Consider the following 25,564-nt stretch of genomic DNA (forward strand, 5'->3'; position numbering starts at 1 on the left):
CCACACCTCCCGTTCCCTATTTTGGTACGCAAAAAGGGCATTACCTGCAAAAGGCAATGCCACAGTGCGCTCTCATATACAAATTCAGTCGCCGTAAATTACTGGATACGGGCAATGACCACATTGATAATGGCAAAAGCCAAACCCAGACCTACTGTAAAACGGGACAGTGCTTCGTCCATGTCTGTCGGTTTGCCGCCAAACAGGGATTCGCCGCCGCCCAGGCCGCTGAAACCTGCACTTTTCCCAGACTGCAATAAAATAGAAATCATCATAAGAACGCTGACGATGACATCCAGTACCATCAAAATATTTAAAGCCACAGGTATTCCCTCCACACTCTAGATTGTATTATTGTAACATAAAGGAGCACCAGTGACAACCATTCCCGGCACATTTACCCAAGCTTTACCTAAAAAAGCTTCTCGTTAGGAGAATTGCACCGTGAAGGTAATGACGCCCTTGTCAAAGGTCACCTTCAGTTGGCCGCCCAACAGATTCATCACTTCTTCTGCCATGGAAAGCCCAATGCCGTAGCCGGCCTTCTTGGAATTATGGGACTCGTCTCCCCGGTAGAACCGCTCGAAGAAATGGTTGTAGTCCACCCCTTCTCCTTCCTTGTAACTGTTGGAAACAGCGGCCTTAAAGCCATGCTTGCCGTTTCGGGTCAGCACAGCCCAAATGGTCCCCTCATCATCACAGTACTTGGCCGCGTTGTCCATGAGAATGGTGAACACCTCATAGAGATATTTTTCCTCTGAGAGGGCCCGAATATCCGGGGGGATATCCAGCACCAGCTTTTTCTTTTCCCCTTCCACCAGGGGCGAAAAGGCCTTCACTGCATCTGTAAAAAGGGCGGACACGTCCACATCTTTCAGGGTCAAACTGGACTGGCTCTTTTCCCCCATTTTGGCCAGCATGATCAGCTCGTTGATCAGCCGGGTCAGCCGCTTGACCTGCATCAGGATGTTGTCCGTCCACTGGCTTTTCCCGTTGAGCAGTTCCATGGCCTCTGCATTGGCAGAAATAATGGCAATGGGGGTTTTTAGCTCATGCCCGGCATTGGTGATAAACCGCTTTTGGTTCTCCATATTTTCCACAAAGGGCTGAATGGCAAAATTGCACAAAAAGCTCAGCACCAAGATGTACAGCAGCACGCAGATAAGCCCAAAGCGCACCGAGTAGCGCATAAAGGCTTCCACCGCAGCCACATCCCGGGTGCAGTCCATCACTACTACCATATAGTCCCCGCCAGGCTGGGGGGAAACCAAAAAGGCATAGCTGGCCCGTTCTTTTTTAAACACGCCCTGCTTTTGTTGGTTCTCCAGCACCTTGTCAATGACTTCCAGGGCTTCCTGCTGGTCAAAGGCAGAAATGTTGGTCAGGTTCAGCTGGGTGACCTTGCCGTTGGTTTCATCCACAAAGGCGCTGAAATATCGGGTCTGGTGGGCAAATTCCGGGGTATTGTTGTACCATTCCGGGTCATTGAGCCAGCTGCTCCAGCTTTCCGAAGGCAGCGGAATCTGGTGGGCCGGCATCATACCGCCGTTTTGGGCAATGACGTTCAGGAGGGTGGTCACTTCTGATTCCATCTTCATATAGCTGATGACGTTGATGAGGCCCAGAGCTCCTGTCAGGATAATCACCACGGCAATCAGCGCCATGAGAATGAATTTCCGCCGCAGCCGGTGCACCATATTCATTGCAGCACCTCCTTAGCTGGCCTGGGACACGGGTTTCAGGGTAAAGGAGCCGCCCTGACTTCCGTCAATTTCCAAATTGCCCCCAATGGCCTTCAGTTTTTCCCGCAGATAGGAAATGTAGATCCACACAATCCCCGGATCTTCCTGCTTTTCTTCTTGCCACACGTGCTCCAGCAGCTGCTGGGTGGGACAGGGCTTTCCCGCATGGACCATCAGGTACCGCATCAGCTGGGTTTCCTTGGGTGACAGCCGGACCGCACTGCGGCTGGACAGTTCCCCTTCCCCGCAGTTTAGGGTCACGGACCCAGCAGTTAGTTTTTCCGGATTGAATTCACTCTGGCGGCGGGTCAAAGAACGGATCCGGGCCAGCAGTTCGCCCATAGCAAAGGGTTTCGTCAGATAATCATCTGCCCCGGCATCCAGGCCCAGAATCTTGTCGTCCACTTCCGCCTTGGCCGTCAGCATAATTACCGGGGTGGTATCCCCCGTGGCCCGGATTTCCTCCAGGGCCGTAATGCCATCTTTTACCGGCATCATAATATCAAAAACCATGCAATCGTATAAATTTTTGCTGGCCTTGTCCACTGCTTCCTGTCCGTTGGCCGCCAAATCCACCTCATGACCCTGATGGGTCAAAATGGCCTGGACCGCCATGGACATGGCCTTCTCGTCTTCTGCCAATAAGATTTTGCTCACTGGTTTTCTTCCTCTCCTTCCGGTTCTTCCTGAAGCAGGTTCCGGATGGTCTGCATGGCCAGGTCGCAGGCCGCCAGTTCATCCGCGCAGCGCTTCAGTTCTTGTCCAATCAGGGCTGCATTTTTAATGTGATGCTTGTATTTCATCTGGTGTTCCAGGCTGGCCCAGGAATCCATGGCAATGGTGCGCAGCTGGATTTCCGCATAAAACTTCCCAGGCTGGTTGCCGTCCACATCCCGGAACGGCTCCTCCAATTCCAGAATCATATGGTAGGACCGGTATCCATTGGGTTTTACATTGTGGATATAATCCTTTTCCTGGATCACCTTGCAGCCAGGAATCTGCTTGATGTAGTCAATATTTAACTTGATATCGTGCAAAAAGCGGCACACAATCCGGAGCCCAATGGCATCCCGAAGCTCCACCAGGGCAGAATGCGCATTCACCGGCAGCCCTTTCCGCCGGCATTTTTCTTCCATACTGTCCACGCTTTTGATCCGGTAGATCAGGTGCTCATAGGCCATCTCTCCGCTGCGCTGCTTTTCCACTTGGTTATACTTTTCAATCTGGTGGACCAAGTCCGTCTGGACCGTTTCCAGGACAGGAAGCCAGTCCCCGTAGGCATCTCCACTTGCTGTGATCACCTTTCGTTTCCTCCTTCAGGGGTACAAACCGTAACCTATTCTTTTACTATTGTAACATATTTGCCATGAAGGAAAAATGAAAAATCCGTGTGTGGGAAGAGGAAGCGTCAAGGGGCGTTTGGTTTCTTCAACACTAACGTTCAGGTCCCCACCCATTCCCCAGATTTCACACAAAAAAGCATTTCTCCAGAACCTGTCTGATCTGGAGAAATGCTTTTTTCACCTTAGTTCACATTTACATACGTCTTGTAATCGTTACTCCATATGTGAAGCCCTGCTTTACCCCGTGCCAGCCCGTAACGCGTACGTCGGCGCCCCAGGGATTCTCTTTGGTCACTTTGCTCTGCCAGCCGAGCTCCAGGAATTCGCTGGAGCCTTTCATGCTGGCGTCGGGGGTGGTGTAGTCTCTGTACCGTGCCGTGGCTTTGCCGTCAAATTCGTAATCCCAGCCAAGGCCTGCATAGAAGGTGGTGGTAGCTTCGTCCAGGTGTTTGGTCCATCTAAAGCCCAAACGGGTCCAGATGGAATCCACCCCATCCAAATCGTAGTCAGCGCTGCCCAAACTGCTGTGCAGAGTCACGCTGTCACCGCCCAAATGGGAATAGAAGAATTTGCCGTAGACATTATAGTCGTTGGTAGCCTGACGGTAAATCCGCCCCAGACCGGCGTGGGCAGCAATATAACCAGCCCCAGAGTTATAGGTGGTACGGTAGCCGGCAATGCGTCCAGCATAGTCACCGTTTAGGCGGCCGGCCCGTACCAGGCCTTCGTAGTGGACGCCGTTGACCTGGTCTCTGCGGAGCAGGATACCAGCGCCTACATACCGCTGACTGCCGTCGCCCCGGGTGCCGTTCTTATAGCTGGTATAGTTTCCGGTACCGTATTCGATGAAAGGCATAATGGTGTCGGCGTAGTCTTTCTTAAAAACCCGCTTTACGAAGCCCAATTCACCATTGAACCCATTGGTATCCACCGTGGAACTGCTGTTATAGCGGAGGTTGTGGCCGCCCAGCATGACATAGGGGGTAAACTTGGCCTCCACTTCCCGTTCTTTCCTTTGGGCAATTTCTTCTGCACTAAGGGTCACATTCGCGTTCTTGGCATCTGCGGCGTCAAGAGGAGAAGCAGCTGCCATAACGGGTCCCTGTCTCAGGCTCATGCCGGCAGGGGAAGAAATATAGGGAGTGCCCAGCATATCCATAACGTTATGGTCATCATCCCGGAGCCGGGCCGCCTCATGGCTTTCGGCCCAGGCGGTTAGAGCTGCCTGGAGGCCATCGGTGACGGCTGCGTCGGAGCCGTTGGCTACCGTGCTGGCAGCATTGGCTTGGCCGTCGGCGATAACCTCCGTATCCGGGTGCAGGATGGGTTGGCTGTCGATGGGCACGTAGAGAACGATGGTATTGGCGTCCTGGGGCTTAATGTAGACCTTGCGCTGGAGGAAGGCTGCGTCGGTGACGATATCCTTACCGTCCATCATGGCGTAGCTGGTACCTGTGGTGTTGATTTCGTTGTTGGCGTCGTGGATCAGGTTGATCACTTCACCCGGATTCAGCTGGGTGGTATCCTCCACCCCGGCGTTAATGGCTGCCCCATGGACATCCGCAGTATCCGTCACTTCCAGCATGGTATCCCCGGCCTTGGCATCCGCCGGCACGTAGAAATTCAGGTTCTGGAAATAACCCAGGTTCTTAACTGTATTGCCCTTGGTGGAAAGATTCAGGGTGTTGCCGGTGCTCTCGGTGGTGCTATAGCCGCCGTAGAGGCTCATCATGGAGCCCAGTAGGCCGCCGGTAATGTTCACCGTGTTGTCTGTAGCCGGGCCCTCCTCGTTCACCCCGGCAGCAATCAGGTTCCCGCTCATAAGGGGGTTCTCTTCTTCGTCCGCAGCAATCGTGGTACCAATAGTACCGCCCTTGATATTCAGGATGTTGCCAGAAGCAATTCCTCCTGTGGTTTGACCGCCCACCAGATTCTTCTGGATTGTGCCGCCCTCAACGGTCACCGTATTGCGTTGTGCGTAACTGCGCAGCGGGCTATAGGCGCCATAGACGTTTCCTGCAGTCACCCCGCTGCCAAGCGTTACCTGGTTGTCATACATCGGACAAGAGGAATCCTTCAGCAGGTCGTCTGACGTGGCAATGGTGGTCAAATACCCGCCATAAATGGCGTCTGCCGTGACGTTGCCGCCGCTGATGGCCACTTGGTTGGCATAAGCGCCGGGATTGCTTAGAAGTTTTAACTGATAAAACGTATCGTACGTCCGATAATAGGTTGTACCGTTGGATTTCCCGCCTGCGATAACCGAAGCCCCGGAAATCGTGGCATCCTGAAGCTTCAGGATATTCTCTAGAGCTTGGTTGGCACCAGCCCCTGCATAGATTTCCTGGGCTCCGTTTACCTTGACATTCGTAAGTGCAAGGCTGTTTTTATAGGCTGAAGCACCTGCATAGGCTGCTGCCAGCGTAGGTTTGCTTGGATAACCACCATCAGAGTCCAGGACCCCATCGGTGAAGCTAAGGGAACCACCTGTAATAGCTGCAGTATTACCGACTGCTTTCCCACTTACCGTATCCTCGCCCATAGCCTGCACGCCAATCAGGCAGCTTAACCCACTTACTTCCGCATTCGTCAACTGCAGCTGGTTCTCGGAAGCATTCTGCTCAGCTTTTACCCCTTCCAATACGCTCAGGTTATACACCTTGCTATTTTCCACCGTAAGGCTGTTGCCCTGGGCAAGTCCCGTTGCGTCGGCCCCTATTAGACTGGTGCCGCTTACTGGGAGAAAAGTGATTTCACTATTTCCGGTAATCTTCAGCTGGTTCTCACGGGTAAGAGTTGTATAAACTGCATCATCGTCTCCCTCATAAACCGTACCATAAACTCCACGCACTTCGGCCAGATTATCTATTTTGGTGTCTTCAATAGACATTGTATTTTTATACGGAGCTACGCCATATGCACCAACGATATACGAGGCATTGCCAGAAATGGTAGAAGCAGTAAAAGTTACCTTATTCTCAGAAACACGGCCATAGGGAGAATAACCACCCCATAAATAACGAAGACCTGAAACCGTACTCTGATTTAGTTTCACAGCATTAGCTGCAACCGTTCCCTTTTCACTTAACCCACCACAAATCATATAAGCACCGTCAGCAGCTGCCTGATTCAATTCTAGAGAATTGTTTGAAGCACTGACTAACCCTAATCCGCCAAAAATCGTAGTTCCGTCCTCATTCGAATCCTGTGTCGTATAGCTTACTTTGGCACCCGTAATGGAAACCTGGTTCTGGTCTGCACAGCCCGCATCGTTTGAATCATCGCCCGAGGCCCAAGCAAGTCCACCGCCAATTGCCGCTGCATTTTGCAGCTCCGTCTTCTGGCCGCTGATACTCACCTGGTTTCCAGAGGCCGGTCCTTCATTTGCTACCCCGCCAAGGATCCAGCCCCCTGATCCAGTTTCAGCCTCTCCAAACATGCTGGAATTTCCCAGGGTCACTGCCGTATTGTCCAGAGTTACCTTGTTGTCCTTGGCACTGGTAGTACCCAAACCGCCATAGATATCCGTAATCCCGTTCTTGATGGTGCTTTGGTAAATCTGCACTTCATTGGAATCTGCAGCGCTTGCCAAACCAGATTCCGACACATGGCGATGATTATAGCCCCCAGCCAATACACCTACAGGAAGGTCATATACATTTAGGCCCAGTAAATCAACATATGTATCCTGACTTGCCTCGTTTCCCAAGGTCGCGCCATAAGCGGTCACCTTATTTCCCACGGCACTGCCATATTCAGAAAAGCCTCCCAGTAGGGAATTGCCCAGGACAGGCTGGGTGGAATAATCTTCCTTTCCCAGGGTAACCGTATTATCGTTTGCGTCATAATAAGCGTAACCACCGCCCACCTTAGCTGCATACCCGCTGAGGAACTGCACTTCGTTCTGGCTGGCATATTTGTGGGCTGCGCCTCCGTAAACCCCTCCGCTGATAGTGGTAGCACCGGATGAGGTTTCTCTAATATACACCTTGTTGCCAATGGCACTGGCTGGAAGGAAACTGTGTTGGAAGTCAAAAATATGGAAGGAGCTGGTACGTGAATAATCCAGCAGTCCATCCTCCATATCGCCAGCAATGCCGCCTGCTGCCGTGGCAAGTCTGCTGTCAGTGATATAGACCGTATTATAGGAAGCATCCCCCTCTTCCTGGGTGGAAAGCGTTCCTCCTGTCAAACCCCCTGCCACATCAACATGTCTGTCACTTTCTATTTCGTTGACCCGGGTCAAGGTCAACGTATTATAGCAAGCTCCATTATGCAGGCTGAAACCGCCCACCAGATCCAGTTCGTCATCATAGTAGTCTGCAGTCTTGGCACTCACCGTAATATCGGACAGCGTCACCTGGTTTTCATTGGCATCCAATTTTGCCGTGTAGCCGCCGGCAGCCAGCAGGGTAAGCGTGCTGTTCCGGACCACCACCTGGTTGTTCGAGGTAGTGCCTTTGCCGGAGTAGCCCCCTATCACCGCGGTGTAGGTTCCCTGATTTTCGGAGTCTGGCTGCGTACCGCTGGCCTCTGCCTCTGCACTGGTGCCAATGTATACGCGGTTATTGCTGGCATCAGCTGTGGCCGTCACATCTAGAGGAGACAGATATGACCAGTCGGTATAATTGCCTGCCTCATCACGATAAACGCCATAATAATCACTATATCCCTTTACATTGGCAGCTCCGCCATACACAGCAACAGGAGTTCCGTCATGCACAGTGACCTTTTCCAGCGTCACTGTATTGCCGGACACGTCAAACTGCTCAGTGGATACTAAATGGTTCTCATTCTCTTCCTCCGAGCCCAAATACTCTTTTGTATAGTCATATAAATAGCCGCCAAAAATGGATACCCCATCGTACTCTGTGGCACCAGAACCCAGGGTGGTGCTGCCAAGGGTCACCGTGTTGCCATTTACCTGATCTTCTGTGGAGGTTGTAGTATTGTCCTCATGAATGATCACGCCCCCAAAAATATTGGAACCGGGATTTTCTGACGTTACCGTCCCTCCTGTAACCTGCAAGGTGTTACCGGAAGCGGTTCCGGTATCCTTGTTGCCAATGGCTCCATTTGATAAATTGATAGATTCTTCCGTGTTCAAGCCGCTCCCATACTCGTTCCCTTCCTCAGCCTTCACATCTTCCCCGCTAATGGTGATTGGTTCCGCCTGAGCCCTGGGGACATACGCCCCCAGTCCCAAAATGCTGGTGAGCACCAATACTGTCAATAATTGCTTCTGTTGTCCATTCCTGGTTTCCTTCTGATGCTTGTGTTTCCCCATAACTTGTGCCAGCGCCTCCCGCAGCCGCCAGCTTCCCCCTTTCGTCAAACAGGCAAAGGCCTTTAAGTACATTAAGTTTTATGTTATTATTATTCAAACATCTCTACGAATATATTATAGCGTTGTTTGTTTATAAAGTCTAAGAAATCGTTTATAAAAATAGTTTCACAACTATTAGCCGCAGCCAACTGTATAAATGGATACAAACGTTATTTCAGAAGAAAACAAGTTTATTTGAAGGTCAGTTGTAAAATGAACTTGAACAGTTAATCAAAAAATAAAAATCCATAGTGAAGCCTCATGCTAAAATGGTTTTGCGAGAAATCATCAACAAAGGAGCAATCACGATGGATCACATCCATTCTAACACAATGGAGGACGTACGTATCCCCGGCCGCCATCTTTCTTTGGAAGAACGTGGTATGATTCAAGCTCTGCATCGTCAAGGGCTTTCCCTTCGCAACATTGCTGCTGCAGTAGGATGTGCTCATACGACTGTTTTCTATGAGCTTCGGCGTGGAACGCCGGAACGAAAAAGCAAGCACGGTCGTGCCCCACAGTATATGGCAAAGCGCGGTCAGAAGGCATACGCAAAGAATCGCAAGAACTCCAGGAAGACTTGCAAAATCGATCATGACGACTGCGAATCGTTCATCCAATGGATGGTAGAACAAGTCCGCCAGGAACGTTGGTCACTGGATGCCTGCGTTGGCTATGCTAGGCGGAACAAGCTATTTACGCCGGAACAGATTCCCTGTACCAAGACGCTTTACAACATGCTTTGGGCTAATAAGCTTCCGCTGTCGCTCTTCGAAGTCCCGCGAGCCTTAAAGCATAAACACCGTCGGAAATGGGTACGTAAGAACAAGCGTATGAAGGGTCGCTCCATTGAGGAACGTCCTGCCGTCGTCAATGAAGGTACCGAAATTGGCCACTGGGAAGTGGACACGGTCGTTGGTCAGCGTGCAGGCCGTGAGGCAGTAGTCTTCACTGCTGTTGAAAAGGTTACGCGCAACTACATCGCCATCCGCATTCCTGGACGTACCTGTGCCGGCGTTGAATCCGCTCTTGCACAGTTGCAGGAGCTATATGGCGCAGAGCGCTTCAGCCAGATTTTTAAGACGATGACGGCCGATAACGGTCCTGAGTTTGAGAACTTGTCACAGTTCGAGAGTCTCGGCACCAAGATGTACTTTACACATTCGTACAGCTCGTGGGAACGGGCTCAAAACGAACGCCACAATGGCTTGCTGAGGGATTTCATCCCAAAGGGCATGTCCGTAGAGCGGTTCTCTGATGAGGATATCCTGAACATGGCAGATACGCTGAACCAGCGCCCACGTCGTGTTTTGGGCTACCATACGCCGTCAGAGCTATTTGATGCATTCCTCGATGAAGTTTATGCTATTGAGTGTNCCGTAGAGCGGTTCTCTGATGAGGATATCCTGAACATGGCAGATACGCTGAACCAGCGCCCACGTCGTGTTTTGGGCTACCATACGCCGTCAGAGCTATTTGATGCATTCCTCGATGAAGTTTATGCTATTGAGTGTGTTTCTTGATTATAGTTGTTCAAATTCAACTTGCAATTTACCAAGTTTATTTGAAAGCTGTTTTTCATTCAGCAACAGTGCCAATTCACCGTGAATAGTTTGTAACATATTCTTGTTCTTGTAGTATTTTAAATACGTTTATGTTATGTTTTTTACGATTCTTATCAATAATTATCCCAAGTTTGGTTCCACTTTTAGCAGTAAATAATTATGTTTATTTTTGCAATTCAAAATAATCTATTTTTTAGTTGCATTATTTACCGTTGATATGCTATACTATCGATGTTCATCAACCGTATACATTGTATTTTGTATACGAAATTATCCAGATTGGAGGCACATCCTATGTTTCGCATAGCTATTTGCGACGAAGATTCTCTCAGTACTGAAAACATTATCGCCTGTATCCAGGCCATGCCCAGCCCTTTCGACATTCCAGAAATTTCTGTGTTTGCCGATTTGCGGTCTCTCCTAGTCAAGTGTACAAGCAATACACGTTACGAACTGATCATCCTGGATCCGGCAAATGTCTTTCGCGATAACCTGGAAGCCGGCCGCGTTTTACGTGAGCTGGACAAAACTGTCCCCATTATGTTTACATCCAAAGACAAAAATTGTTTCTCTGGCAAGAAAACCCTGCCCAATCAGCAATATTTTCTGCCCAAACCCGTTATTCCAGAGGTTCTGTATAAGCTGATGGACAACCTGATGCGAAATACTCTGTATGACCAGCACTACCGGTTTCCCATGGTCTGTGAAGAAAGCCGCTTTGATTTGGGCATTGATAAAATTTTATATGTAGAGGCTAAGGGCCCCCAGGTTCTGGTGCATACCAGAAAAAAGTCCTACCCTAAAAGCGCAACCATGAAATCCATGGAGCGCTGGCTGTGCCGGCACCAGTTTGTCAGAATCCATAAGAGCTTCCTGGTCAACGTGCATCAGATTGAAACTTTTAAGCGGTATAAGGCCGTTTTGAAAAACAAGGTGGAATTGGATATCTCCAAAAACCGTTATAAAGAAATCGCTGACAAAATTGAAGCCCTGCTCCGCCCCTAATGAGAATAGGGACCAGCTTGTGCTGTCCCTGCAATGAAAAGGTGGTGTGAAATAATACTTATCCCCGAAAAAAACGGCTTGCGAACTCAAAAAAGTTCGCAAGCCGTTTTCTGTTTTTTATAACAGTATCTAATAAACTTCCTCAGTCAGTCCTACGGACTGCCAGCCCCTACAACGCTTTGCGGCCGCATCCAAACATCCACAAGTTTTCCTATGGATGTTTGGTCAATAAGGCCCATGCGATAGCTGCCTGCAAAGCAAGTCCGGAGGACGCAGCTGCGCAGCTAGCAGCGAACCGCTCAGGGGCTGGTCTTAGGCCTATGCGAGTCATGTGCAAAACGGGTATAGGAAAGGAATCTATGGCATGTAGATAAATTTCTACTTCTATTACCCTCTAGAACTTGACCAGTATCGGCATAGAATGCTTCCTGAGTGGTTCGCCGTGTTCCGTTCCCCTTCACCCTGCGGGTTCGGCTCACGGACGGCTATCACATAGGTCGCATAATACCAAATGTCCTCGGGGAACTGCATTGACATTTGGATGCGACCGTAAAGCGTGTAGGAAGTGTCGCCGAAGGCGACGATAGAAGTTTCATTATTTCACACCCCCTTTTTGCTGCGCCAATATTCCTCCAAAATACATTGAACAGCAGCGCCCAGTGCAAGACGCTGTGCAGCCACTTCAGGTCTGTTTCCCTGCCTATTTCGTCAGTTCTTCCAAACGCTGAAAAAGCAGGAGAAAACACTGTTGACTGTTTTCTGACCAAGAAACGCTGCCATCAAAGGACTCCCAATGGGTTTTATACCGCCACAGGGAATAGATGGCGGACCCCAGGAGTTCGATATCAATGACCGTGGGAAGCACTTTCGCAAAAGCCTCACTTCTCATGGCTGCACATTCTGGATAGCGTTTGACAAATCCAGTCCCCGAGTCCATACGGAAGCCAAGCTTCGAGCAGGCATCGCCCAGTTTGTCAAACTGAAGCCAAAATTTTTCCGGGTCCTTTTCCCTCTGAAGGAGCAACTTGACCCACTTTGCCGCAAATTGGTGCATCCGTTTCTTCCCGTTCCGCTTAGGAAGCTGTTGGCACCTGCCAAAAGCCCAGATATCGTCAAAGGGAAGAACCCGCTGGTACATTTCCGTCAAATCCACTTTCCCAGTGCCGGGGAAATCCACATAAACGCCCGTCTGCTGCCCAACAACAACCGCAGCTCCCGCGGCCTCCTCATACCGTATCAGCCTATAGGAACCAGTTCCCGCAATCCTTTCTTTTTTCTGTTTTACCCGGTCTGTGAGAGAAAGAAGCAGCTCTGCCTTCTCTTCCCCAATGTTCGCCAGCTTTGCTTCATGATAACTTCTTCCTGTTTTTCTCTGCCGGGCCGTGCGGGTGACAAGACTGGCAAGGCCGCTAGCCGCCAGCTTTAAGGTCTGTTCCACAATAGCTCCGGGTTTCCCGTGCACGGAAGGCTTCTCCGAAACCAGGACGAAATACGCTTTCTCTTTATCCATTCTCCTACCTCCGCTGGAAATTCAGACTTGTTCATATCTGAATTCTAATAAAAAATAAAGCAAAGGACAATTAAAGCATGGGAAAACAGAAAAGTCCTGCAAGCCGCTGAAGCTGAAGAAACTCTTGCGGTCTTGCGGGCCCGGCAGCCCCCAAACGCATTCTTGCCCATAATCGAAAAAGGGATTTCCCGCCAAAAGCGGAAAATCCCTTTGCCTAAGCGTATTGCCAGTCCAGAGCTGCGATTATTTACGCAGGCCCAGTCTTTCAACGATGCTTCTGTATCTTTCGATGTTTTTCTTCATCAGGTAGTTCAGCAGGCCACGACGTTGACCAACCATTTTCAGCAGACCACGGCGAGAATGATGGTCCTTCTTGTTGGCCTTCAGATGTTCAGTCAAATAGGTGATCCGTTCAGTCAGGATGGCAATCTGAACTTCCGGAGATCCGGTATCAGCTTCGTTGATGCGGTAGGTTTCGATCAGTTCTTTCTTTCTTGCAGGTGTTAACATAGTTTTTTCCTCCTTAGTCATGGAAAAGCCATAGCTGTAGCCGGCGTCGGAGTGTCGCACAGCAACGCTAAGGTTTAGTTTCTTGGCCCTTTAGGCACTGAGAAAGTATATCATAGATTGGTCCAAATGACCAGGCAAATCCGGTCATTTGCCAAGATTTTTCTTGTAAAAACAAAACAGCCCGGTTCCTTAGAGGAAGTTCCGGACTGTTTTTTCATCTTCCTGGATTTGCTTGAGCAGCGCTTCCAAGGAGTCAAATTTAAGTTCTTCCCGAATCCGATGCAGCAGCCGTACCCGGATTTCCTGCCCATACAAATCGCCGGAAAAGGCAAACAGGTAGGCTTCCAGCCGGAAATCTGCATCGGTAAAGGTGGGATTATCCCCCACATTGATCATGGAGCCGTAGAGGTTCTTTTCCACCACTACCTGCCCGGCGTACACGCCGCTCTTAGGCATGGCGATGTTCCGGCCCAGGAGCTGGACGTTGGCCGTAGGATAGCCCAGCAGCCGCCCCCTGCCCTCACCGTGGATAACCTTGCCCCGGATTTCGTAGGGCCGTCCCAGCATCTTATTGGCCAGGTCCAGGTCGCCCCGGTTAATGGCCCGGCGGATATTGGTGCTGCTGACAATCTGCCCGTCCAGGGTCAGGAGCGGCCGGGCAAGCACGGTAAGCCCATACTTTTCGTGCTGAGCCCGCAGGTATTGGGCATTACCCTTGCCGCCGGCCCCAAAGCTGAAATTGTCCCCAATGCCCACGGCCTTGACCCCGGCGGCCGTCAGCAGCTGCAAAAAGTCTTCTGCGCTGATTTGGGCCAGCTCAGGGGTAAAAGGCAGGTTTACCAGGATATCCACACCCAGGCTCTGCATAATCTGGATTTTCGAACGGTTGTCCAAAAGCCGCTGGGGTTCCAATTCCGGCATCAGGCTGGCCATGGGATGGGTACTGAAGGTAAAAACCATCAGCTTTAGCCCATAGGCCTTGGCATAACGGCCGGTGGCCGCTATGACTTCCTGGTGGCCCAAATGGACCCCGTCAAAGGTGCCCAGGGCCGCTGCCGAAGGAACCGGCGTCATTTTTTTCAGTTCGCTAAGATTCTCAATCAGCTTCATAACTATTCCCTGTCCTGTACTTCCGGAATGCGGATAATTTTATGGGCGTACAGCCTTTGGTCCTTGACCTTGGCCAGGCCCACCAAAAGGCCCTCCCCGGTAAACACCTGTACCAGCTGCCCTTCGTAGGGTTTTGCATGGGGCACCGTAGTAGCCACTCCCTGGGCAATCCGCCGCCCTTGCAGGGCGTTGACCTCTACCCGGGGAAACTGAGCCAGCACGCAGTCCACATCCAGGCAGTACCGAGCCGGAGCTTCTGCAATTTCTTCCAGGGTATGGGCGTCTTCCAGGGTAAATACCCCGGCCTGCCGGCGGAGGAGGAAACTCATGGTTCCCTTCATCCCCAGCTTATCCGCCAGGTCTTCCGTCAAGGTCCGGATAAAGGTTCCCTTGGAGCAAGTCACGTCAAACACCAGGGTCCGGCCGGTGTAGGCCACCCGACGCAGCTGCCGGATGGTAATGGGCCGGGGCTCCCGTTTGATTTCGATGCCCTGCCGGGCCAGCTTGTACAGCTTGGTCCCTTTTACACTAATGGCCGAATACATGGGCGGAATCTGAAAGCCGTCCCCCAAAAAGGATTCCAGGGCCCGGTCGATTTCTTCTTCCGTTAGGCGCAGTACAGGACTTTCGGCAATGATTTTGCCTTCCGTATCCCCCGTATCCGTCTGAAACCCGAAGGTCATTTCGGCCCGATAGGTCTTTTCCTCATGGCTGGCGTATTCCAAAAACCGGGTAGCCTGGCCAGTAAATACCGGCAGCACCCCAGCCGCCGAGGGATCCAGGGTTCCCCCATGGCCAATTTTCTTCATGTTGAGGATTTTCCGCATCGCGCCCACCACATCGTGGCTGGTCATCCCCGGGGGTTTGAGTACGTTGAAAATCCCATCCATTACAATTCCTCCAGCGCCTTTTCCAGCGCTTCCACCACCTGCTTTTTGGCGTCTTCCAGGCTGGCACCCACGGTGCAGCCTGCGGCTTTAGCATGGCCGCCGCCGTTAAACAGCAGGGCTACCTTGCTGACGTCCACATGCTTGGAGCGCATGCTGACCCGTACCTGATTCTTTTCCACAGCCTTAAACATCACGGCCACCTCTACCCCATCAATGTAACGGGGATAGTAGATGAAGCTTTCCGTGGAAACGTTCTTGTTGTACAGCTCGTGGGGCACTTCCAGGGTGGCAATCCGGTTATCGGCGTAGAAGGTCATGCCGGGCAGTACCTTGCCCAACAGTTCCACGGACTCCCGGGATTTCATTTCCAAAAGGTCAGAAATCTCGTTGGGGTCCACGCCGATTTCCACCAGGTCCGCTGCTGCACGCATACAGCTGGGAGTGGTATTGGCATATTTGAAATACCCGCAGTCGGTAACAATGGCCGTATACAGGCACACTGCCGTCTTTTCCGAAATGGGTACCTGATTGGCCTGGAGCATCCGGTACATGATTTCCCCGGTGGCTGCGGCCTGGGTATCCAGGAGCAGGGTATCTGCATAATGGGTATTGGAAATATGATGGTCAATATTCAAGATAGGTGCGGAAAGGCACTGCTCTGCAGCACCCATTCTGTCCTTGGAGCTGGCATCCACCACTACCGTCAGGTCACAGGCAAGCTTTTCCTCCGCCTTCGGGTGCTGATAGTCCGTTAGGCCCGGCAGGAAATGGTACAGCCGGGGCAGCTGGTCGTCCACCAGAAGAATCACCTTTTTGCCGGCTTCCCGGAGAGCGTGACAGAGCCCCAGTGCCGACCCCAGCGTATCACCGTCAGGGCCCACATGACTGACCAATGCCAGGGTATTCGCCCCCATCATCAGCTGCCAGGCACCGCGATAATCCACTTCTTTACTCATGCTTGCCTTCTTCCTTTTTCAGGTCCCGAATCAGGGATTCAATATGGGCACTGTATTCCATGGACGTGTCCTTATGGAAGCTGATCTGGGGTGCCACCCTAAGGTCAATGCGTTTGGCAATTTCACTGCGGAAAAAGCCCACAGCACGCTGCAGGCCCGTCCAGGCCTGCTCCTGCTGTTCCTGGCTGCCGTACAGGCTCACATACACCTTGGCATAGCTTAAATCGTTGCTTACTTCCACCCCGGTGATGGTCACAAACTTCACTCGGGGATCTTTTACATCATGAATCAGCATATTGCTTAGTTCATGCTGAATCAAAGCCTGCAATTTTTCTGCACGCAGTTTGGTCATAGTTTCTCCTTATTCAGGGGCAACTTCTTCCATTACGTAAACTTCCAGCTGATCGCCTACTTTGATATCCCGGTAGTCGGCCAGAGTCAGCCCGCATTCGAAGTTGGCTGCCACTTCTTTCACATCATCTTTGAACCGGCGCAGGGAGTCCAGTTCCCCTTCGTGGATGACAATGCCATCCCGAACCAGGCGAACCTTGGAACTGCGGGTAATCTTGCCGTCCTTTACATAGGCACCGGCAATCAGAACCTTGTTGATGGGGATTACCTGACGGATTTCCACATGGCCGATAATCTTTTCTTTGAATTTCGGTGCCAGCATACCCTTGATGGCAGCTTCCACATCGTTGACGGCATCGTAGATGACGCGGTAGGTGCGGATATCCACCTTTTCGGTATCGGCGGCCTTCCGGGCGTTGGCATCCGGACGGACGTTGAAGCCGATAATCAGGGCGTTGGCAGCAGAAGCCAGCATAACGTCGGATTCGTTGATGGCACCCACGCCGGAGTGCACCACAACCACCTTCACTTCGCTGTTCTTGATGTTGCCCAGGGCGTGTTCCAAAGCCTGGATGGTGCCCTGTACGTCTGCCTTGACTACAATGTTCAGTTCCTTCAGTTCCCCTTCCTGAATCCGGTTGAAGATATCGTCCAGGGATACTTTGGCCTGCTTTTGTTCTTCCATCTTCATTTTGGCCAGACGTTTTTCTGCAACGCTTCTGGCAGTATGCTCATCAGTGGCATCCATGATATCACCGGCGGCAGGCACATCATTAAGGCCCAGTACTTCTACAGGGGTGGAAGGCAGTGCTTTCTTTACCTTTTCGCCCCGGTCGTTGACCATGGCCCGGACCTTGCCGTAGGTAGTGCCGGCCAGGATGCAGTCCCCAATATGCAGGGTGCCCCGGTCAATCAGCACAGTGGCTACAGGGCCTCTGCCCTTATCCAGTTTGGCTTCGATCACAGTACCGTGAGCCGGCAGTTTGGGGTTGGCCTTCAGTTCCAGCATATCAGCTACCAGCAGAATCATTTCCAGAATATCGGAAATACCGGTCTTCTGACGGGCAGAAACGGGAACCATAATGGTGTCGCCGCCCCAGGCTTCAGGAATCAGCCCGTGCTCGGACAGCTGCTGCATAACGAATTCCGGGTTAGCCCCTTCTTTATCGATTTTGTTGATGGCCACAATAATGGGCACCTTGGCAGCTTTGGCGTGGTTGATGGCTTCCAGGGTCTGGGGCATCACACCATCGTCGGCAGCCACTACCAGAACGGCAATATCCGTTACCTGGGCGCCTCTGGCACGCATAGCTGTAAAGGCTTCGTGGCCCGGCGTATCCAGGAAGACAATAGGACGGCCCTGGCAGATTACCCGGTAAGCACCGATGTGCTGGGTAATACCGCCGGCTTCCCGTGCCGTTACGTTGGTTTTCCGGATGGCATCCAAAAGGGAAGTCTTGCCGTGGTCAACGTGGCCCATAACCGTTACAACAGGCGGTCTGGGTACCCGCAGAGCCGGATCGTCCTCCACTTCGGGCACTTCCGTAGGATCGGCCTCAGGCGGCGGTTCCTTTACTTCGCAATTGTAGTCCAGGGCAACCAGTTCAGCCGTTTCATGGTCGATTTCCTGGTTGATGGTTACCATCTTGCCCAGCATAAACAGCTTCTTGATAATTTCGCTGGCTTCGCGGCCCAATTGGGCGGCAAATTCTTTCACGCTGATGCTTTCCCCTACTTCAATACTGGTAGGTCTTACCACTTCAGCGGCTTTCTTCGGCGCATTATTATTGTTGTTGTTTTTATGTTTATGGTTATGCATCATATGATCGGCGCTGCGCGTAGGCCGGTTTTCCCGGGTCGCGTACGAACCCTTAATCTTATCCTTTTTCTCGTGTTGATGGAAGTTGGAATTCCGTTTGCCCATTTCCTTGCCGGCATGGGCACTGTTCATTCCCACCGGAGCTGCCGGTTTAGCTGCATGATCCTTGGGACCATTGCCCGGTTTCCGGTGCTGGTTATTGCCGTTCTTGTTGTAACCGCCCTCCCGGTCGTTCTTTTGGAAGCCCCGGTTATTGCCGCCAGTATGGCCATTGCTGCCCTGACGGTCGTTAAAACGGGAACCATTGCTGGGACGGGAGCCATTATTTTGGCCCGGACGGTTATCCCGATTGCCCCCAGCCGTATGCTGGCGGGGTGCACCCGTACGATCGCTGTGGGAGCGGTCGTTATTCCGGTCATTGTTGCGGAAACCGCCCCGGTTTCCGTCACTGCGGTTTTGGGAGCCGGCAGGACGGTTGTTGTTATGGTGGTCCTGACGGTTTCCCCGGTCCACGGTGGACGCATCCCGCTTGACTTCAGCGGCGGGAGCGGCCGGTCTCGGGTTCTGGGCGGGTCTTACAGCAGCCGGTTTTACCGGAGCTGCACTCTTTTCTGCGGGTTTCGGGGCTGCCGTTTTGGCAGCGTGGTCTTTCAAATTATTAATGATCAATGAATGTACATCCTCTTCTACGGAGCTCAATTGACTTTTCACGGTAATCTTATGCTCCGATAAGAAGTTCATGACTTTTTTACTATCCGTGTTCAGTTCTTTAGCAATCTCGTATATTCTATATTTTGCCATCCGCACACCTCCATGCTGCTATAACATCAGTTTCAAAAAGTGGCTGTCCAGAATGGCCACAGCGGCCCGGGGAGACTTACCAATTGCAGCCCCCAAGGTGGCCATATCCGGCCCATTTCCATAGGGGACGTGGCTGCTTTGGCATCCAAATTCCAGTTTTTCCCTGGAACGGGGGGAGGTATCAGCGGCAATCAGCACATAACGGACCTTCCCCTTTTTCAGGCCGTCCGAGATGCCCTGATCGCCGGATACCAGTTTCCCAGCCTTCTGTGCCAATCCCAAGGCGAAGCAAATCTGCTCAGTGCTTTTCATGTGACAGCTCCACCAACAAGGTATCTTTCATTTCCGGGCTGATTTTCACCTGCAAAGCCTTTTCCAGACTTTTGCTCTGGATGGCCTTGGTAATGCAGGCAGCCTCAGGGCACACATAGGCGCCCCTGCCCGGCTTTTTCCCAGAACGGTCCAGGCTCACCGCTCCCTCCGGGGAGCGGACGATCCGGATCAGTTCTTTTTTATCTTTCACCTGTCCGCAGCCGATACAGGTCCGCTGCGGAATCTTCTTCATTTTCATGCTCATTCTCCTGCTTCTTCAGCAGCTTTCTTTTCTGCCCGCAGTTGGGCAGCTTGGGTTTCACTCTTGATATCGATTTTCCAGCCGGTCAGCTTGGCAGCCAGACGGGCGTTCTGTCCTTCCTTGCCAATGGCCAGGCTCAGCTTGTCATCCGGTACGATAACCCGGCAGATTTTTTCTGCGGGATCGGCAATGGCTTCCACCACCTTGGAAGGAGACAGGGCATTGGCCACGTATTCTTCCGGATTTTCGCTGTATTTTACAATATCAATCTTTTCGCCCCGGAGCTCGTCCACAATATTGCGTACCCGCAGGCCCTTGGGACCTACGCAGGCACCCACCGGATCCACGCTGGGATTGGTGCTGTGCACGGCAATTTTGGAACGCATCCCCGGTTCCCGGGCAACACTGTCGATGATGACAGTACCATCCTGGATTTCAGAAACCTCCAGTTCGAACAGTCTCTTCAACAGGCCGGGATGGGTCCGGGACAGAATAATCTGAGGGCCTTTGGTGGTTTTCTTGACTTCCACCACATAGCATTTCAGACGATCATGATAATCATAGGTTTCCCCAGGAATCTGTTCGTTGGGCAGCAGCAGACCTTCTGCCGTTCCCAGGTTTACGAACACGTTGTGGCCTTCAATCCGCTGGATGGTACCGGTTACAATGTCGTTTTCCCGGTCGGAATACCGTTCATAGACCATGCCCCGTTCTGCTTCCCGAATCCGCTGCACAATCACCTGCTTGGCATTTTGGGCAGCAATCCGGCCAAAATTCTTGGGAGTCACTTCTTCTTCCATAATATCGCCGGCCTGGTACTTGTGGTCAATTTTCTGAGCCGTTTCCAGGTCCAGCTCCGTTGCCGGATCCGTAACCTCATCTACGATATTTTTCCGGGCATACACATGAATCTCACCCGTTTCCTTGTTCAGGGAAACCCGTACATTTTGCGCAGAACCAAAATTTTTCTTATAGGCGCTGATCATGGCTTCCTCCACTGCACTGTAAAGGATATCGGGAGCAATCCCCTTCTCCTTTGCCAGTTCTGCAATGGCTTTTACGAAATCCGCATTCACTTCTTGACTCCTCCTTAAACTCGTTAAAAATCAATATGGGGCCGAACCGAAGCCACAAGCTTCCGTTCGATGGTCATAGGTTTGTTTTTGGCATCCGTCACCTGCAAATTGTCTGCATCGTGACCCGTCAGGACAACGGTCAGCTGCTTGGACCCGTTAAAGGGTACGTAGAAGGCCAGGTCCACCTTGGTGCCATAGTGGGCTTCCAGTTCCTTATCCTTTTTCAGGGGCCGGTCAATGCCGGGGGAAGAAACCTCCAGATAGTACTGATCCTTGATGAAGTCCTTTTCATCAAGAAGTTTGGCCAGGGCATTGCTGACCGCCGAGCAGTCATCAATGTCGATGCCGCCCTCCTTGTCGATGAAGACCCGCAGGAACCAATCCCGTTCCCGCACGTATTCTACATCCACCAGTTCCAGACCGGCTGCTTCCACAATGGGCAGCACCAGTTCGGTAACCTGCTCTGTGATCTTTTTCTTGTCCATTCGTAAGACACCTGCTTCTTTCCTAGTAAACGAAAGAGCGGGTATAAATACCCACTCTCTAAAGTCTGCCTCAGTTTTCTTAAACCATTATAACACTGGAACACGGTTTTATCAACACAAGGCGATAAGTATTTTACACTTTGGCCTAAATCGGATGGAAACTTCCGGCCCGGATCAGAACAGTTCAATCTGGTCCGTAGCCGGCATTCCTTCCAAAATCCCCAGGTCCGCCAGCACTTCCACATTGGATTTGCTGATTTTGGCCCGGTTCTTCAGGTCTTCCTGGGAGATGAACTCGCCCTTCTTGCGGGCCTCCACAATGTCTTCGGCCGCTACCCCGCCGATGCCCCCAATGGAGCCCAGGGGCGGCAAAAGGCCCTTTTCCGTAACAATAAATTTATGGGCGTCGGACCGGTACAGGTCCACATCCTCAAACACAAAGCCCCGTTCCAGCATCTCTACGCACATTTCCATATACGTGGCCGTATCCTTGTCGTTGACCTTGGCCTTGTTGCCCTGGGCGTACACGTCCTTGATGAATTTCTTCATGTATTCTTCGCCTTTATGGACCTGGGCATAGTCAAACTTGGGCGCCCGGATGGAAAAATAAGCGGCGTAGAATTCCTTGGGATGGTGCACCTTGCAGTAGGCAATCCGGTAGGCCGACAATACGTAGGCCACGGCATGGGCCTTAGGGAACAGGTACTGCACCGTCCGGCAGGACCGGATGTAGAAGTCCGGAATATTGGCCTTCTGCAAAGCTTCCGCCTGCTTGTCGGAAAAGCCGTTCTTGTGGGCCTTCCCTTTCCGGCAGGTTTCCATAATGCTGAAGGCAATGCTGGGCTCCACCCCTTTGTTGATCAGGTAGGTCATGATATCGTCACGGGTGGAAATGGTTTCGTCCGTGGGGTGACCTTCCTTAATCAGGTCCTGGGCATTTTCCAGCCACACGCCGGTACCATGGGAATACCCGGAAATACGCAATAGGTCGGAGAAGTTCTTGGGCTTTACGTCCGCAATCATCTGCCGCACAAAATGGGTGCCGCATTCCGGAACCCCCAGGGTCCCTACTTCACTGCCAATGGCCTCCGGAGTTACCCCCAGGGACTTGGTGCTCAGGTACAGTTCCATGGTCTCCGGATCGCCAATGGGAATGGACTTGCAGTAGCCGTCCTGCCCCATCAGGGTATCCAGCATCTTGATCATGGTGGGATCATCGTGACCCAGAATATCCAGCTTCACCAACCGGTCGTTGATGGAGTGGTAATCGTAGTGGGTGGTAATGGTGCCGCAGTTTTCGTCATCTGCCGGGTACTGGACGGGCGTAATATAGTGCACATCCAGGTCCCGGGGGATAACCATGATGCCGCCCGGATGCTGGCCGGTGGTCCGCTTGACCCCAGCCAGTTTGGGAATCAGCCCTTCCACAAAGGCGTTCCGTTTGGGCTCTCCCCGGCTTTCGTAATACTTTTTGATGTAGCCGTAGGCCGTCTTGTCCGCAATGGTACCCAAGGTACCAGCCCGGAATACGTTATCCCGGCCAAACAGTTCTTCCGTATATTTATGGGCCCGGGGCTGGTATTCCCCGGAGAAGTTCAGATCGATATCGGGCACCTTGTCCCCGTGGAAACCCAAGAATACGGCAAAAGGAATATTGTGTCCGTCCCGGATCATCATGGTGCCGCATTCCGGGCAGGCCTTTTCCGGCAGGTCAAAGCCGGAACCCACGGAACCGTCCTCAAAGAACTCCGTATGGAAGCAGTGGGGACAGCGGTAATGGGGCACCAGGGGATTTACTTCCGTAATGTCCAGCATGGTGGCCACAAAGGAGGAACCAACACTGCCCCGGGAGCCTACCATGTACCCATCGTCGTTGGATTTCTTTACCAGCAGATGGGCAATGTAGTACAGCACGGAGAAGCCGTTGCCGATAATGGAAGACAATTCCAGATTCAGCCGGTCCTCTACAATCTTGGGCAGGTTGGGGCCGTACAGCTCGTGGGCCTTGGCGTAGGACATGGATTCCACTTTTTCCTTGGCCCCAGGAATGGTGGGAGAATACAGTTGGTCCCGGTCGGGAACCGGCTTAAAGGTTTCCACCTGTTCACTGATCTTGTTGGAGTTGGTCACCACCACCTCGTAGGCCCGTTCCTTGCCCAGGTAGGAGAATTCTTCCAGCATTTCATCGGTGGTCCGCAGGTATAGCGGCGGCTGCTCCTCATCGGGATACCCTATGCCGGCCTGGAGGATTCTCCGGGCCAGGGCATCTTCCGGATTCAGGAAGTGGACGTCGCAGGTAGCCACCGTCAGTTTCCCCAGTTCGTCAGCCAGGGCCAGAATCTTCTTGTTGATGGCCTGCAAATCTTCCACCGTGGTAATTTCCGGGAACCGTTCGTCCCGGATCAGGTAATTATTGTTGCCCGTGGGCTGAATTTCCAGGTAATCATAGTAGGACGCAATGTCTAACAGTTCCTGATGGTCCGCCCCGGCCAGCACCGCCCGGTACACTTCCCCGGCAGCGCAGGCGGAGCCAATAATCAGCCCTTCCCGGTATTGGTCCAAAAGGCCCTTGGTCATCCGGGGCCGTTTGGGCCGGCCGCCAAAGTACTGCAAATGGGACAGGGAAACCAGCCGGTACAGGTTCCGCAGCCCCTCTGCATTTTTGGCCAGCAGGATAATATGGTAATTCTTCTTATCTTTCAGGTGATGGCACAGATAGCCTTCCAGCCCGAAAATCAGCTTCAGGTCCGACCCTGCGGCCGCATCGTAGGCAAAGGGAAAGGCCTGGACCACCCCGTGGTCCGTAATGGCCAGGGCCTTGTGCCCCCAGCGGATGGCAGTCTTTACCAGTTCTTCAATGGGGGTCAGGCCGTCCATCTTGCTCATTTTCGTATGGCAGTGGAGTTCCACCCGCTTGACTTCCGCCTTGTCTTCCCGCTTTTGCGCAGGCTCCATCATGATGTTCTTGACCCGGAGCATAACGATTTCGAAGTTCTCGTATTTGTCCGGTGCCACATCTCCCTGGATTTTCACCCGGCAGCCCACCGGCAGTTTGGCCTTCAGGTCTGCACATTCCTTCTGGTTCTTTTTCAGGTCATTTTTGCCGCCAGGATCCGCAAAGCGCATTTTGCAGGTCAGACCATCGGTCTCATCGGCCACCAAAATGCTCAGTATGATGGCATCGGTTTTCAGCTCCCGTTCATTAAAGCCCATGAGCTGGCCTTCCACCACCACGTTGTTTTCTTCCTCCAGCACCTCCGCCATGGGGCGGGCCGCCTTTTTGATTTTGCGGCCCAGCACCACCCCATCTTCCCGGCTGGAAGAGCCGCCCCCCTGGATTGCCCGGAGAGCGGCTTGGTAATCTTCACTAGCAAAAATTTCCTGGTTGGGGTCAAAAGCATTTACCTCAGGTTCAGGTTCGCAGGGAGCCTCTTCCGGCCAGCCTGCGTCCGGTTCTTCCGGCCACCAGGTGGGCGGTTCCTGGTCCTGGGCCAGATCCCGGTCCTCCTGACAGGGAGGCAGCACCGGGTTCTGGTCGCATTTCACAAAGACCACCTGGCCCACGGAACAGGCGTCCGCCACCTTATGGCCAACTTCCGCCAGTTCCTGTTCTTCCAGAGGGGTGCATTTTCCTTCGTAAGCAATCTCCCACAGGTTCCGCTGCTCGTATACTTCCACCGTGGCAGCGGAAATTCGCTGGACACAGGCCAGCTGTTCCGGAGATAGCTCCAGGGAAGAAAGGAAGCTCAAAAAAACCTTTGGATCAGGTATGATTTTATAACATTCAGATTGCATGCCAACCTCTTACTTTTCTACCATCGTGACACTCTCCACTTCAGGACGCTTTTTCAGTCCTTCCAGGAGGGCTCCGGCGTCCAGATGCTTGCCGATTTTCACCGACAGGTTCACCTGAATCACGCTTTTGGCCGGATCGTTTTTGATGCCCAAAATCCGGGTCTTCACATTCCGCTGCTGCAGGTAGTCCATGACCTCCATCATGCTTTCCGGATGCTTGTCCAGGGTTACCTGGAGTCGGCATTTCAGGGACTTCCCGGCAGGAATTACCTTTTTCTCCAGGCCCCGGATCATAATCAGGGTGACCAGGGTCAAAAGGGTCACCAGAATGCTGAGATACAGCATCCCGCAGCCCACCGCCAGACCAATGGCTGAAACAATCCACAGGCTGGCTGCCGTGGTGAGCCCCTTCACCGTCAGGCCCTCATGGAGAATAGTGCCGGCACCCAGAAACCCGATGCCGCTGACCACCTGGGAGGCAATCCGGGAAGGATCCCGGTACTGGGTATAGCCATCGGCGCCGTAAATGGAGACAATCATCAGAAGGGCCGAACCGGTAGCCACCAGAATGTGGGTACGCAGCCCTGCCGGCCGGTCCCCTGCACTCCGCTCCAGACCGATGAGCCCGCCCAAAATGGCGGCCACCAGAATCCGCAGCATCAGTCTCAGCACTTGTTCATCCCACAACATGACAATCCCTCCTAAC

General features: G+C 52.3%; 19 protein-coding genes and 1 pseudogene. 2 read left to right on the forward strand and 18 right to left on the reverse strand.

What is annotated here, in order from left to right:
* Window positions 1–98 precede the first annotated feature (98 nt).
* From secG to C7E10_RS01930, 5 genes are all read right to left on the reverse strand, one after another.
* Window positions 99–323, reverse strand: coding sequence for a preprotein translocase subunit SecG (secG, locus tag C7E10_RS01910; RefSeq protein ID WP_231086256.1), 225 nt, complete (start codon window positions 321–323; stop codon window positions 99–101).
* A gap of 105 nt (window positions 324–428) precedes the next feature.
* The gene (locus C7E10_RS01915) at window positions 429–1,703 is read right to left on the reverse strand and encodes a sensor histidine kinase (protein ID WP_105325694.1); all 1,275 of its coding nucleotides are present in this window, start codon (window positions 1,701–1,703) and stop codon (window positions 429–431) included.
* Between the two features lie 12 nt (window positions 1,704–1,715).
* Window positions 1,716–2,399 (reverse strand): response regulator transcription factor, encoded by a 684-nt coding sequence (locus tag C7E10_RS01920; RefSeq protein ID WP_105325695.1) that lies wholly within the window; start codon window positions 2,397–2,399, stop codon window positions 1,716–1,718.
* Complete coding sequence (locus C7E10_RS01925; RefSeq protein ID WP_199614484.1) at window positions 2,396–3,040, reverse strand: GTP pyrophosphokinase; 645 nt, start codon at window positions 3,038–3,040, stop codon at window positions 2,396–2,398. The genes C7E10_RS01920 and C7E10_RS01925 overlap by 4 nt, the downstream gene beginning before the upstream one ends.
* Window positions 3,041–3,278: 238 nt before the next feature.
* Window positions 3,279–8,318, reverse strand: coding sequence for an autotransporter outer membrane beta-barrel domain-containing protein (locus tag C7E10_RS01930; protein WP_146109033.1), 5,040 nt, complete (start codon window positions 8,316–8,318; stop codon window positions 3,279–3,281).
* Between the two features lie 401 nt (window positions 8,319–8,719).
* On the opposite strand from C7E10_RS01930, the pseudogene C7E10_RS01935 reads away from it, so the two are divergent.
* A pseudogene (locus C7E10_RS01935) lies at window positions 8,720–9,781 on the forward strand (IS30 family transposase); the annotation flags it as partial.
* A gap of 453 nt (window positions 9,782–10,234) precedes the next feature.
* Window positions 10,235–10,981, forward strand: a complete 747-nt coding sequence (locus C7E10_RS01940; RefSeq protein WP_160101778.1) for a LytR/AlgR family response regulator transcription factor — start codon at window positions 10,235–10,237, stop codon at window positions 10,979–10,981.
* A 700-nt stretch (window positions 10,982–11,681) separates the two neighbouring features.
* Here the strand turns inward: C7E10_RS01940 and C7E10_RS01945 are convergent.
* From C7E10_RS01945 to C7E10_RS02005, 13 genes are all read right to left on the reverse strand, one after another.
* Window positions 11,682–12,491 carry a hypothetical protein gene (locus C7E10_RS01945; RefSeq protein ID WP_105325698.1) on the reverse strand — a complete coding sequence of 270 codons (810 nt, stop codon included), beginning with the start codon at window positions 12,489–12,491 and terminating at the stop codon, window positions 11,682–11,684.
* Window positions 12,492–12,734: 243 nt separating this feature from the next.
* Window positions 12,735–13,001 carry a 30S ribosomal protein S15 gene (rpsO, locus tag C7E10_RS01950; protein ID WP_105325699.1) on the reverse strand — a complete coding sequence of 89 codons (267 nt, stop codon included), beginning with the start codon at window positions 12,999–13,001 and terminating at the stop codon, window positions 12,735–12,737.
* A gap of 189 nt (window positions 13,002–13,190) precedes the next feature.
* On the reverse strand, window positions 13,191–14,111 hold the full coding sequence (locus tag C7E10_RS01955) for a bifunctional riboflavin kinase/FAD synthetase (RefSeq protein ID WP_105325700.1): 921 nt from the start codon (window positions 14,109–14,111) through the stop codon (window positions 13,191–13,193).
* A gap of 2 nt (window positions 14,112–14,113) precedes the next feature.
* A complete protein-coding gene (gene truB / locus C7E10_RS01960) occupies window positions 14,114–15,001 on the reverse strand; it encodes a tRNA pseudouridine(55) synthase TruB (RefSeq protein ID WP_105325701.1) in 888 nt (295 codons plus the stop codon).
* Window positions 15,001–15,957 (reverse strand): DHH family phosphoesterase, encoded by a 957-nt coding sequence (locus C7E10_RS01965; protein WP_105325702.1) that lies wholly within the window; start codon window positions 15,955–15,957, stop codon window positions 15,001–15,003. Before C7E10_RS01965 ends, truB begins: the two co-directional genes overlap by 1 nt.
* Window positions 15,950–16,309, reverse strand: a complete 360-nt coding sequence (rbfA, locus tag C7E10_RS01970; protein WP_105325703.1) for a 30S ribosome-binding factor RbfA — start codon at window positions 16,307–16,309, stop codon at window positions 15,950–15,952. The genes C7E10_RS01965 and rbfA overlap by 8 nt, the downstream gene beginning before the upstream one ends.
* Before the next feature lie 9 nt (window positions 16,310–16,318).
* On the reverse strand, window positions 16,319–18,928 hold the full coding sequence (infB, locus tag C7E10_RS01975; RefSeq protein ID WP_105325704.1) for a translation initiation factor IF-2: 2,610 nt from the start codon (window positions 18,926–18,928) through the stop codon (window positions 16,319–16,321).
* A gap of 18 nt (window positions 18,929–18,946) precedes the next feature.
* Entirely contained in the window at window positions 18,947–19,240 is a 294-nt protein-coding gene (locus C7E10_RS01980) for a L7Ae/L30e/S12e/Gadd45 family ribosomal protein (protein ID WP_105325705.1), read from the reverse strand.
* Window positions 19,227–19,499 (reverse strand): RNase P modulator RnpM, encoded by a 273-nt coding sequence (gene rnpM / locus C7E10_RS01985; RefSeq protein ID WP_105325706.1) that lies wholly within the window; start codon window positions 19,497–19,499, stop codon window positions 19,227–19,229. Before rnpM ends, C7E10_RS01980 begins: the two co-directional genes overlap by 14 nt.
* 2 nt (window positions 19,500–19,501) lie before the next feature.
* Complete coding sequence (gene nusA, locus C7E10_RS01990) at window positions 19,502–20,578, reverse strand: transcription termination factor NusA (RefSeq protein WP_105325707.1); 1,077 nt, start codon at window positions 20,576–20,578, stop codon at window positions 19,502–19,504.
* Window positions 20,579–20,601: 23 nt separating this feature from the next.
* Complete coding sequence (locus tag C7E10_RS01995; protein ID WP_105325708.1) at window positions 20,602–21,063, reverse strand: ribosome maturation factor RimP; 462 nt, start codon at window positions 21,061–21,063, stop codon at window positions 20,602–20,604.
* 174 nt (window positions 21,064–21,237) lie between these two features.
* Window positions 21,238–24,858 (reverse strand): PolC-type DNA polymerase III, encoded by a 3,621-nt coding sequence (locus C7E10_RS02000; protein WP_105325709.1) that lies wholly within the window; start codon window positions 24,856–24,858, stop codon window positions 21,238–21,240.
* Between the two features lie 9 nt (window positions 24,859–24,867).
* Window positions 24,868–25,548 (reverse strand): MgtC/SapB family protein, encoded by a 681-nt coding sequence (locus tag C7E10_RS02005; RefSeq protein WP_231086261.1) that lies wholly within the window; start codon window positions 25,546–25,548, stop codon window positions 24,868–24,870.
* Window positions 25,549–25,564: the final 16 nt, after the last annotated feature.

Origin of the sequence: Acidaminococcus hominis, assembly GCF_900291475.1 — a bacterium.
Lineage (GTDB): Bacteria > Bacillota > Negativicutes > Acidaminococcales > Acidaminococcaceae > Acidaminococcus > Acidaminococcus hominis.